General features: G+C 63.4%; 9 protein-coding genes and 2 tRNA genes. 9 read left to right on the forward strand and 2 right to left on the reverse strand.

Annotated features, from left to right (window positions below):
- The first annotated feature begins 19 nt into the window (after positions 1–19).
- The 7 genes from gyrA (at position 20) to ACN50D_RS22905 (ending at position 8846) form a co-directional block, all read left to right on the forward strand.
- The gene (gene gyrA / locus ACN50D_RS22875) at positions 20–2551 is read left to right on the forward strand and encodes a DNA gyrase subunit A (RefSeq protein WP_003942463.1); all 2532 of its coding nucleotides are present in this window, start codon (positions 20–22) and stop codon (positions 2549–2551) included.
- Positions 2551–3930 carry a DUF3566 domain-containing protein gene (locus ACN50D_RS22880; protein WP_212634014.1) on the forward strand — a complete coding sequence of 460 codons (1380 nt, stop codon included), beginning with the start codon at positions 2551–2553 and terminating at the stop codon, positions 3928–3930. Before gyrA ends, ACN50D_RS22880 begins: the two co-directional genes overlap by 1 nt.
- Before the next feature lie 75 nt (positions 3931–4005).
- Positions 4006–4079 (forward strand) — tRNA-Ile (locus ACN50D_RS22885).
- Between the two features lie 176 nt (positions 4080–4255).
- A tRNA-Ala gene (locus ACN50D_RS22890) sits at positions 4256–4328 on the forward strand.
- Between the two features lie 276 nt (positions 4329–4604).
- Positions 4605–5714, forward strand: a complete 1110-nt coding sequence (locus ACN50D_RS22895) for a hypothetical protein (RefSeq protein WP_054828211.1) — start codon at positions 4605–4607, stop codon at positions 5712–5714.
- Between the two features lie 62 nt (positions 5715–5776).
- Positions 5777–7441: an alpha/beta hydrolase gene (locus tag ACN50D_RS22900; RefSeq protein WP_007729186.1), complete on the forward strand. Its 1665-nt coding sequence runs from the start codon at positions 5777–5779 to the stop codon at positions 7439–7441.
- A 127-nt stretch (positions 7442–7568) separates the two neighbouring features.
- Positions 7569–8846, forward strand: a complete 1278-nt coding sequence (locus tag ACN50D_RS22905) for a lipase family protein (protein WP_212634015.1) — start codon at positions 7569–7571, stop codon at positions 8844–8846.
- Between the two features lie 57 nt (positions 8847–8903).
- On the opposite strand, the gene ACN50D_RS22910 is transcribed toward ACN50D_RS22905, so the two are convergent.
- The gene (locus ACN50D_RS22910) at positions 8904–9356 is read right to left on the reverse strand and encodes a hypothetical protein (protein WP_042453366.1); all 453 of its coding nucleotides are present in this window, start codon (positions 9354–9356) and stop codon (positions 8904–8906) included.
- Positions 9357–9446: 90 nt separating this feature from the next.
- On the opposite strand from ACN50D_RS22910, the gene ACN50D_RS22915 reads away from it, so the two are divergent.
- Both ACN50D_RS22915 and ACN50D_RS22920 read left to right on the forward strand, forming a co-directional pair.
- On the forward strand, positions 9447–9974 hold the full coding sequence (locus tag ACN50D_RS22915) for a peptidylprolyl isomerase (protein WP_007729190.1): 528 nt from the start codon (positions 9447–9449) through the stop codon (positions 9972–9974).
- A gap of 17 nt (positions 9975–9991) precedes the next feature.
- Positions 9992–10936: a rhomboid family intramembrane serine protease gene (locus ACN50D_RS22920; RefSeq protein WP_030536709.1), complete on the forward strand. Its 945-nt coding sequence runs from the start codon at positions 9992–9994 to the stop codon at positions 10934–10936.
- A 31-nt stretch (positions 10937–10967) separates the two neighbouring features.
- Here ACN50D_RS22920 and ACN50D_RS22925 read toward each other — a convergent pair whose 3' ends face one another.
- Positions 10968–11495, reverse strand: a complete 528-nt coding sequence (locus ACN50D_RS22925) for a lipoprotein LpqH (RefSeq protein ID WP_125050136.1) — start codon at positions 11493–11495, stop codon at positions 10968–10970.
- Positions 11496–11787: the final 292 nt, after the last annotated feature.

Raw genomic sequence — 11787 nt, forward strand, 5'->3', positions numbered from 1 at the left:
CTTTTAAGAAAGTGAGCTCATGACCGACACCACGTTGCCACCGGACGGTCCGCAACACGACCGGATCGAACCGGTCGACATCCAGCAGGAAATGCAGAACAGCTACATCGACTACGCCATGAGCGTCATCGTCGGTCGCGCTCTGCCGGATGTCCGCGACGGACTCAAGCCGGTGCACCGCCGCGTGCTCTACGCGATGTACGACAACGGATATCGCCCCGACCGCGGATACGTGAAGTCTGCCCGACCGGTCGCCGAGACCATGGGTAACTACCACCCCCACGGCGACTCCTCGATCTACGACACGTTGGTCCGTATGGCCCAGCCGTGGTCGCTGCGTTACCCGCTCGTCGACGGTCAGGGAAACTTCGGATCCCGCGGCAACGACGGCGCAGCCGCCATGCGTTACACCGAGTGCAGGCTCACGCCGCTCGCGATGGAAATGCTGCGCGAAATCGACCACGAGACAGTCGATTTCACACCGAACTACGACGGTAAGACGCAGGAACCGACGGTTCTGCCCAGCCGTATCCCGAACCTTCTGATCAACGGTTCCAACGGCATCGCCGTCGGTATGGCCACCAACATTCCGCCGCACAACCTGCGTGAAGTTGCCGAGGCCATCTACTGGGCGCTCGAGAACTTCGAGGCGGACGAGGAAGCCACCCTCGCGGCCGTCATGGAGCGCATCAAGGGACCCGACTTCCCGACGCACGGGCTCATCGTCGGTGGACAGGGCATCCAGGACGCCTACACCACCGGCCGTGGCTCCGTTCGTATGCGCGGCGTCGTCGAGATCGAAGAAGATGCCAAGGGCCGCACCACGATCGTCATCACCGAGCTGCCCTACCAGGTCAACCCGGACAACCTGATCACTTCCATCGCGGAGCAGGTTCGTGACGCCAAGATCGGTGGCATCTCCGACATCCACGACGAGTCCTCGGACCGCGTCGGCATGCGCATCGTCGTCACCGTCAAGCGTGACGCCGTTGCCAAGGTCGTGCTGAACAACCTTTACAAGCACACCCAGCTGCAGACCAGCTTCGGCTGCAACATGCTCTCCATCGTCGACGGAGTGCCGCGCACGCTGCGCCTCGACCAGATGATCCGTCTGTACACGACGCATCAGCTCGAGGTCATCGTTCGTCGTACCAGGTACCTGCTTCGCAAGGCACAGGAGCGCGCCCACATCCTGCGCGGTCTGGTCAAGGCCCTCGACGCTCTGGACGAGGTCATCGCCTTGATCCGTGCGTCGCAGACCGTCGACATCGCTCGCGCCGGATTGATGGAACTCCTCGACGTCGACGAGATCCAGGCCGATGCCATCCTCGGCATGCAGCTGCGTCGTCTGGCCGCCCTCGAGCGTCAGAAGATCGTCGACGAGTTGGCCGAGATCGAACTCGAAATCGCGGACCTCGAAGACATTCTGGCTCGCCCGGAGCGTCAGCGCGCGATCGTTCGTGACGAGCTCAAGGAAATCGTCGACAAGTACGGCGACGACCGTCGTACCCGCATCATCGCCGCCGACGGAGACGTCAACGACGAGGATCTGATCGCACGCGAAGACGTCGTCGTCACGATCACCGAGACCGGTTACGCCAAGCGCACCAAGACCGACTTGTACCGCTCGCAGAAGCGCGGCGGCAAGGGTGTTCAGGGTGCCGGCCTCAAGCAGGACGACATCGTCTCGCACTTCTTCGTCACGTCGACGCACGACTGGCTGCTGTTCTTCACTACGAAGGGCCGCGTCTACCGCGCGAAGGCTTACGAGTTGCCCGAGGCGAGCCGTACCGCTCGCGGTCAGCACGTTGCCAACCTGCTGGCCTTCCAGCCGGACGAGCGCATTCAGTCCGTCATCCAGATCAAGACGTACGAAGACGCGCCCTACCTGGTGCTCGCCACTCGCAACGGTCTGGTCAAGAAGTCCAAGCTCACCGACTTCGACTCCAACCGCAGCGGTGGCATCGTCGCCATCAACCTGCGCGGTGAAGACGAACTGGTCGGCGCTGTCCTCTGCTCCGCCGAAGACGACCTCCTTCTCGTCTCGGCACAGGGCCAGTCGATCCGCTTCTCGGCCACCGACGAGGCACTGCGTCCGATGGGCCGCGCCACTTCCGGTGTCCAGGGCATGCGTTTCAACGGTGACGACGAGCTGCTCTCGCTCAACGTCGTTCGTGAAGGAACGTTCCTCCTGGTCGCCACCTCGGGCGGTTACTCCAAGCGAACCGGCATGGAGGATTACCCGGTGCAGGGTCGCGGCGGCAAGGGCGTGCTCACGATTCAGTACGACAAGAAACGTGGCACTCTGGTCGGTGCGCTCATCGTCGACGACGACGACGAGCTGTACGCGATCACCTCGGGCGGCGGCGTCATCAGGACGGCTGCCAAGCAGGTTCGTAAGGCGGGACGCCAGACCAAGGGCGTGCGTCTGATGAACCTCGGCGAAGGCGACACACTGCTCGCGATTGCGCGCAACGCCGACGAGCCCGAAGAGCTCGCTGCAGAGACCACCGACAACGCAGACAATGCCGATGGAGCTAAGGAGTCCTAGTGAGCACTCCCAACCAGCCGGGCAGTGACCAGAAGAGCGAAAGCACTTCAGGTTCGACGCCACCGAAGCCGGAGCAGGCAACTGCTCCGGCGGGGCCGCAGACCTCGAAACCTGCAGCTCCAGCGGACGGCGGACCCAAAGCTTCCGAGGCAGCTCCGGCGCCCAAGGCACCGGAGCCGCCTCGCGGCCCGTCGGCTCAGAAGCCGGCGGGTGGGGCTTCCGACGCCGCGGGTGCGGCCAAGGGTCAAGCTCCTTCCGCTCCTTCAGTGGCTCCGGCGGCGCCGGTAACTCCGGCAAAGGGTGACGGTCAGGCTCCGCCGCAACCGGTTGCCAATCAGGCTCGTGGCAGCCAGGCGCCGCCGTGGCAACGCGGACCCCAGCCGTCGGGTCAGCCGCAGGGGCAGCCAGCTCAGAACCCCGCTGCTCAGAACCCGGCGTCCAAGGCCCCGGCGTCGAAGGCTCAGCCACCGCAGAATCAGGCGCCGCAAAGTCAGCCGCAGACCAACATCACGCGCCCAGCCGGCGCTGGTGCTCCTGCGGGTCGACCGGCAGCTCCTGCCGGGGGTAAGCCGCCTGCGGGTCCGCAGCGTCCTGCAGCGGCCGGCCCGGCGCAGGGTGGTCCGGCCAAAAACCCCGCGCAGGGTGGTGCGCCGAAGGGACAGCCACAGGCGGGTCGCCCCGCTGCCGGTGCACAGACGGGTCGTCCTGCCGGCAACCCGTCGGCACGTCCCGTCGTGACGGGAACGGCGGCTGCCGCAGCTACCGGTGGCGTCGCCGGCGCGGCAGCAGCCAAGGCTGTTGCACCCTCGGGCGCAAATCCCAAGGCTGCAAACGCCACAGTCGCCAATCCCACGGTCGCTAATCCGAAAGCAAAAGCCGCCGCGATCGACGGGCCGACTCGGCACATCGATCGCAAGGATCTACCGAAGGACATGCCTGACCTCTCCGAGGCCAAGCATCCGTTGCCTGCCGCGGTGAAGGGTGAGAAAACTCACGCCGTATCGGCTTCGGTCGTGCCCGGTGCGCCGCTGCGCGCAACGGTGCAGATCCGTCGTATCGACCCGTGGTCCACGCTCAAGATCACATCCGTGATCTCGGTGTCGCTGTTCTTCGTGTGGATGGTGGCCGTCGGACTGCTCTACGTGGTTCTCGACGGCATGGGCGTCTGGGATCGCCTGAACAACGCGTTCACCGACATCGTTGCCGACGGCGGCTCCGACGGTCTGGTGACGGCCGGCCAGGTGTTCGGCTACGCCGCGCTGATCGGTATCGCGAACATGGTGCTTTTCACGGCACTCGTCACGATCGGATCGTTCATCTACAACCTCTGCAGCGACCTGGTTGGCGGCGTAGAGGTAACTCTCGCCGACCGCGACTGACCTGCGAAAACATTGCTCCGCCGGGCCCGTTTTGGTGTCAGCGGCCCGGTGGGGTAATCTTTGGAATCGGTTCAGGGGCCTATAGCTCAGGTGGTTAGAGCGCTTTACTGATAATGAAGAGGTCGGAGGTTCAAGTCCTCCTAGGCCCACTCCCATGTGCCGAAGAAGGGTTGCTGGAATGAAGGTTTTCCTGCTTGTCGGGGCCGGAATTCTGGTAGCTCTCGGGGTCACCAAGCTGATCAAAAGTCAGCGCGGAGACAAGGTTTGGCACGATTTGGAAACAGGATAGAACCTAGGTACTCTGACTCCGGTCAGAAAACCGAACGGGGCCTTAGCTCAGTTGGTAGAGCGCTGCCTTTGCAAGGCAGATGTCAGGAGTTCGAATCTCCTAGGCTCCACAGTAAGAAAACACCCTCCCGGATCCCGGGAGGGTGTTTTTGTATGCCGATGTACCCGATCTCTGCTCGCCCCAGCCGGTGCCCGACTCGTGGCCTCCCCTTCTTGAGCGAACGGTACTTTCGGCGCACTGAAGGCGATGAACATGCCGTTCGCTCGGAGTGGGGTGGCCAGAACCGCGCCCACTATGGACCGTTCGTCCCGAATTCTCCGGAAAGTCTAGTGGTCATAACCAGCCGGGCGTAGCGTGAGGAGAACCCAATTTCAGGAGGTTCGTAGTGCTTCACAACGACATTCCCAGCCACGGTGAAATTGCCGCACTCGCGGAGGTGGAGGGGCCCACCTGCATCACCATCGTGACTCCGACTGAAGATGCGCCGCAGGATTACGACAAAGCGCGCATAGCCTTCAAGGACCAGGTCCGCTCGGCACTCGCATCGGTGGAGGATCCGGCCGAGCGCAAGCAGTTCGAGGCCGAATACGCAGAGCTCGACGACGACGACGATTTCTGGCGCTTCCAGTCGCGCTCATTGGTCACGTACGCGACGCCGGACCGTCTGGTGACCTTCCGCCTCCCCAACCGTCTGCAGGCGCTCGAAACGGTCAGCGATCGGTTTCATCTCAAGCCACTGCTCCGTTCGGTGACGTTCCCCCAGACGGCGTTTGTTCTCGCTCTGGCAGAGGGTTCGGTGCGACTGATCGAGATCGCCGCCGATCAACCGGCCGACGAGGTTCGTGTTCAGGGAATGCCGAAGAACGCTGCGGATCACGCGGGCAAGTCGTCGATCAACAGTCGCACCGAGGCGGGTCGGCTCTCGGGTTCGGACAGCCGAAAGCTGCGCGTCAATCAGTACGCCCGCGCAGTCGATCACGAGGTCCGCGGTGTGCTCGCCGGCCGTGACGTCCCCTTGATTCTGGCCGCTGCGGAACCCATCGCGTCGGTGTATCGCTCCGTGAATTCGTACCGCCACCTGGTCGACAAAACCGTCGAGGGAAACCCCGAAGCCTTGTCGACGCAGGAAGTGGCGGACGGTTCGCGTCCGGCGCTCGACGACTTCCATGCCGAGCAGCTGGCGGCGGTGCGGGACACCTTCAATGTGCGCACGGAACAGGGACGCACTCAGACGGACGTCGCCGACGTGGCAACAGCCGCGACGTACGGACAGGTCGACACCGTTTTCATCGACATCGATTCCGTCGTACCCGGAAGTCTCGATCCCCAGACGGGCGCTCTCACGACCGGTGAGTCGACCAACGGAAGCACCTACGGGGTCGTCGACGAGATCGCTCGTCGTGCGCTCCTGACGGGTGCGCGGGTGCTCGCTGTTCGCGCGGAGGACATTCCGGGCGGCGGCGCAGTTGCCGCGATTTTGCGCTTCGCCCCGTAAACAGACTGGACGCGTGTGCGCCTCGTGACCTGATTCGGGCACGGGGCGCATACGATTCCGGCATGAAACGTGTGTGGGAACGGCTGCGCCTCTACTGCAAGACGCTGCACCCGGTCGGGCTTGCCTTTGCTCTGGTCTTCTTCACCTGGTCGATGAGTCCGTCCCTGTTGCCGCGCGCGTGGTACCTGCAGGGCGTTGCGACGGGCATCTCGCTCGCCATGGGATACGGCGTCGGCGTGACGGTTGCCTGGATGATCCGCAAGTGCGGCGTCGAACCGCAGTGGTCGGATCGCACCAAGAAGATCGGCTGGCGAATCCTGTTGGTCGCGGCCGTCATTCTGGTGCCGACGTTCTTGGTCCTCGGTTCGTGGTGGCAGCAGATCGTTCGCGATCTCGTGGAAGCTCCACGCACCAATCAAGCGAATTATCTTCTGGTGCTGATGATTTCGCTCGGAATCTGGTTCATCCTGCTCGAGGCAGGCCGTGGTCTTCGGTTCACCACCAACAAGCTCACCGCCGTCGCACTACGGTTCGTTCCCCTCGAGGCGGCGAAGGTCGGCAGCTTGATCGTCATCTTCGCCCTCGGCATCTTCATCGTGAACGGTGCGCTGTACAACGGGCTGATCGCCTTCGCGAACTGGAGTTTCTCCGGTGCGGATCACGAAACACCGGACGGCATCGAACAGCCCATGATTGCAGAGCGCAGCGGTTCGCCGATGTCCGCCGAGGCTTGGGATTCTCTCGGCCAGGAGGGGCGCACCTTCATGGGTAGCGGTCCCACCGCAGCCGAGATCTCTGCATTGACCGGACGTGAAGCGAAGCAACCGATCCGGGTGTATGCCGGACGTGAATCCTCGGACTCGATCAACGGTGTCGCACAGCGGGTCGTCGACGAGTTGGAGCGCACCGGCGGATTCGACCGCGGAACTCTCGCAGTTGTCACGACCACCGGTCGCGGTTGGGTGAACGAGGACGTCGCGTCGGCGTTCGAGTACGTCGAGGGCGGGGACACGGCGATCGCGTCGATGCAGTACTCGTTCCTTCCGAGTCCGTTGGCCTTCATCGCCGACCGTGAGACGCCGATGATCGCCGGCCGCGCGCTGTTCAACGCGGTCTACGCCAAGTGGATCGACTTGCCCGTTGAGACGCGACCCGAACTGGTTGTCTTCGGTGAGAGCCTCGGCTCCTACGGTGGCCAGGCCGCATTCGCCGGCGCCCAGGACATGATGACGCGCGTCGACGGCGCACTGTGGGTCGGAACCCCCAACTTCACTGCTCAGTGGCAGGAAATCACGGACAGTCGTGACTCGGGCTCACCGGAGATTCTGCCGGTGATCGACGGTGGCCAGGCAATTCGGTTTGCCGGTGATCCGGAAGATCTGGAGCTGAAGTCGGACTGGGACGACGATCGCATCGTGTACTGGCAGCACGCCAGCGACCCGATCACGTGGTGGTCCTTCGACCTGCTGCTCAACAAGCCGGATTGGCTCAAGGAACCGCTGGGTCGCGACGTGGATCCGGGAATGACATGGGTTCCTCTCGTGACCTTCTGGCAGGTAACCCTCGACATGGTCTTCTCGGCTGACGTCCCGTCCGGGCACGGTCACAATTACGGCGAGGATGCAGCGGACATGTGGGCCAAGATCCTGCACCCCGAGGCCTGGACCTCTGCTGATACCGACAAGCTTCGTGCGCTGCTGACCACCAATCTGGAGCCCACGAAGTAGTCGTAAACGGTTGTATTTCAGCCTGTTAAGGCGAAAACCTCACGAAAAAGTGTTACGTGAGGTATGTGTTACTCTGCGTTCGCTGTGTGCCAAGCCACAGCGCAAGCGAACGTGGGGAGATCGAAACGTGAAGAGCAGAGCATGGTGGGCGGCCGGGGTCTCCGTCGCGGCACTGGTCATGGGTGCTGTGACGGCCCCTGCCGCAACGGCGGAGCCGGCGGATTTCTACACGCCGCCGGTCGAGCTTCCGGCAGGTGCCAACGGAGATCTCATCAAGAGTGAGCCGTCACCACTGCTGCTGAGCGTGCCCGGATCGAACGGTGCGTGGCCGGCAACCGCCACCAAGATCATGTACCGAAGCGAGGACGCCAAGGGCGCCCCCGTTGCCGTGACGGGCACCTATCTCGAACCGTCGAACCCGTGGACCGGGCAGGGGGCGCGTCCACTGGTTGCCGCAGCGGTGGGAACGCACGGGCAGGGCGATCAATGCGCTCCGTCCAAGCTGTTCAACACCGGTATCGAGTACCAGTTCCCGACGGACGTCATGGTCGGCTACGAGTCCATCTGGGTGAACACGTTGCTGCTCAACGGCATTGCCGTCGTCGTCACCGATTACGAGGGCCTCGGAACTCCGGGCGATCACACCTACGTCAACCGTGAAGCCGAAGCGCACGCCGTTCTGGACTCGGTGCGAGCCGCTCAGCAACTCCCGAACACGAGCATTCCCGCCGACGGCCCCGTCGGACTGTGGGGTTACTCGCAAGGTGGTGGAGCTGCCGCTGCCGCAACGGAATTGAAGCCGTCGTATGCTCCTGAGCTTGATCTCAAGGGCTCGTACGCAGGTGCACCGCCCGCCGATCTGGCGGCGACGCTGCAGCAGGTCGACGGCACGTTCCTCACCGGAGTGATCGGATACGCGCTCAACGGGATCCTTGCGCAGTACCCCGAGGTTCAGCCGCTGCTCGACGCCGAGATCAACGATCGCGGCCGACAGATGTTGGCCGCCACCAAGAACCAGTGCGTCGCCGAAAGTGGATTGCAGTTCGGCTTCCAGCAGTCGTCGAGCTTCACCAATTCCGGTGAATCACTCTCCGCAGTTCTGGCGCGTCTGCCCATGGCGCAGGCAATCCTCGACGAGCAGAAGATCGGCAAGCTGACGCCGGAGTCGCCCGTGCTCATTCAGCATGGCCGCTCCGACGACATCGTTCCGTTCGGCCAGGGGCAGCAACTGGCGCGAGACTGGTGCGGCAAGGGTGCAACGGTGCAGTTCTCCGTCAACGAACTGCCCCCGATCATTCCGGGACTGGCAATCAATCACGCGACGCCGTACCTGGTGGGTACCCCCGAATCCATCGGATACATGATCGATCGCTTCAACAACGTCCCGGCACCGTCCAACTGCTGAATGTGAACATCGAAAAGCCCCGGAACACAATCTGTTCCGGGGCTTTTCGTATGTCGACTAAGCGGTCTTCTCGGCCGAGTTCTCCTCGAGGCGAGGGGGTGCGGAAGCGACCGGCGGATGCTCGCGTCGGCGGCTCTTGAAGAACACCGCGCCACCGATCACCGCGACACCGGCGATGACGAACACGGTGACGCGCTTGCGGCCGCGAGGCTTCTCGGTGCGTTCCGCGGACTTCGTGGGGATAGCCTTTGCGCGCTCGACGCCCTTCTTGGCGAGGACTTTGCCCTGACGACCCAGGAACAACCCGACCTGCCCAGCGCCGCGAGCGACCGACGTGGCGACCACCGCAGCGATGCGGCGAGCGTTGTCGGCTGCCTCGGACTCCTTGATGCGAGCCGCTGTCTCTTCGAGGTAGGCGGCAGTCTCGTCGAAGGTGTCCTCGACGCGGGCGCGCGCGTGATCGAAGGTGTCGGGCAACTGCGTGCTGAGGGACTCGGTCACTCGTGTCATGACTTCACTGTGCCATAACAGTGGGGCGAGGACAGGGAGACTTTTGCGGGGCGACATCCGCGAGAACGCCGGCAATGGCACGATGGTGGTGTGACTTCAACTCATCAGACCGCAACCGCAACGCTGCACACGAACCGCGGCGACATCAAGATCGCTCTGTTCGGCAACCATGCGCCGAAGACCGTCGAGAACTTCGTCGGCCTCGCCGACGGCTCGAAGGAGTACACCACCGCAAACGCCGCCGGCACCAAGACCGGCCCGTTCTACGACGGTGCCATCTTCCACCGCGTCATCGACGGCTTCATGATCCAGGGTGGCGACCCCACCGGAACCGGCACCGGCGGCCCGGGCTACAAGTTCGGTGACGAGTTCCACCCGGAACTGCAGTTCGACCGCTCCTACCTGCTGGCCATGGCCAACGCAGGCCCGGGAACCAACGGCTCGCAGTTCTTCATCACCACCGGCCCGACGCCGCACCTGAACCGTCGCCACACCATCTTCGGTGAGGTTCTCGACGACGATTCCAAGAAGGTTGTCGACGCTATCTCCTCCACCGCCGTCGATCGTGGCGATCGTCCGGTCGAGCCCGTCGTGATCAACAGCATCACCATCTCCTGAACAGGTAAAACAAGCAGATGACGAACCCCGGTTGGGGCGGCGGTGCGAGTGAGGGCATCCCGCCCCAACCGCGGTGCGTCCGCCATCCAGATCGACCCACCGCACTTTCCTGCAATCGTTGTGGACGTCCGGCGTGCCCGGACTGCCTCCGCGAGGCGGCGGTGGGATACCAATGTGTTGACTGTGTAGCTGCCGGCCAACGCGATGTCCGCCCCGTTCGGGGCGTCGCCGGAAACACCGTGAGCCCCGCCCGTGCGATCCCGATCGTGACGTACACCTTGATGGGGCTCAACGTCCTGGCGTTCCTCGCCACCTTCGCGCAGTCGCGAAGCATCATGAACAATCAGGTCGGCTCGTCGATCTTCGCGAACTGGGCACTCAATCCGGGTCTGGTCGCCAGCGGTGACTGGTTCCGGCTCATCGGCTCCGGGTTCCTGCACTTCGGAATCCTGCACCTCGCGGTCAATATGTACGCCCTCTACATCCTGGGCCGCGACACCGAAATCGTGATGGGCCGCTCGAGGTACATCGGCATCTACCTGGTTTCGCTTCTCGGCGGTTCCGCCTCGGTGATGGCATTCCAGCCGGTGTTCTCTTCGCTCACGGCCCTGTCCTGGACTGCTGGGGCGTCGGGTGCGATCTTCGGCATCATGGGCGCACAGGCCGTCCTTCTATTGCGTTTGCGTCGAAGCCCGGTCCCGATCATCTCGGTGATCGCGATCAATGTGATCATCAGCATTTCGCTGCCCGGGATCTCGTTCTGGGGTCACGCGGGAGGTCTGGTGGCAGGTGCTGCAACGGCCGCTGCCTTCCTGTACGCCCCACAGTGGTTGGGCGCCGGTGAGAACCGCGTGAAGGCGGTGCGGATCGGCTGGATCGCTTTTGGTGCCGTCACAGTGGTGACGTTGGGAGTCATCGTGCTCCGCGTCGTCCAACTGCGCGAACAGCTGGGAATCAGCTAGCAAGAATCCTAGGGCCCAGCCGTTCTATGGATCAGCCGCCGATGATGGACTCGCAGGCGAATGTGATCTCGAAGCTCGACGTCGCCGTCGGGTTGCCCTTGTCCCGGGCGCCGATTCCCTCGCCCGTCACCACGAAGGTACTGCCGTCCTGCTTGGCACTGGCAGATCCGCCGGGCAGGCCTGGTGCGTATCCGGCGGTGTACGGCAGACCGTTCGATCCACCCTCGCTTCCGGCGATTCCAGCAGTCTGAACCGTGCCGGATTCATCGACGATGGCCGAGACGGTCAACATGCCGTAGGTGGCATTTTCCGCGTCGAGCAGTGTCATAACTGTCGTGCCGCCGTCCTTTGCGCACTTCGTCTCGAATTTGGCGTCGAGTGTCTTCCCGCCGACGGTGGCCGAGGATGTAGCGGACGAGGCGCCGGCAGCGCTCTTGTCGGAGTTGGTCTTGTCGGAGTCGCTGCCGCAGGCGGAGGCGAATAGAGCGACCGCCGCGATGGTGGCAGCGACTGCGGTGGAGGACCGGCGGGTCATCGTGGTCCGAACCAACTTCGTCATGTTCTGTCCTTCAAGTCACGCGGTGCGTCCGCACTTGCTCTGGCTGTTTCGCCGACAACACTAGCCAGTGACTTGGTGCTCGTAGCTCTAAACCCCCAGCTCAGACGGGTTTGTCGCCTTCGACTGTTCAGGGACGTTCGTCGGGCTGCCCGGGATCATCTGTCGGATCTTTGGGAGCAATCGCACATGCAGAGACGGCTTCTGTAGAGATTGTCCACATAGGTTGGGCTCGGTCGTGCTTCTACTGTGGCTTGAGTCACTTCGTAGATAGCAACGCTGACCTTTTCCGAGG

Origin of the sequence: Rhodococcus sp. SB1D (assembly GCF_048573875.1) — a bacterium.
GTDB lineage: Bacteria > Actinomycetota > Actinomycetes > Mycobacteriales > Mycobacteriaceae > Rhodococcus_F > Rhodococcus_F qingshengii.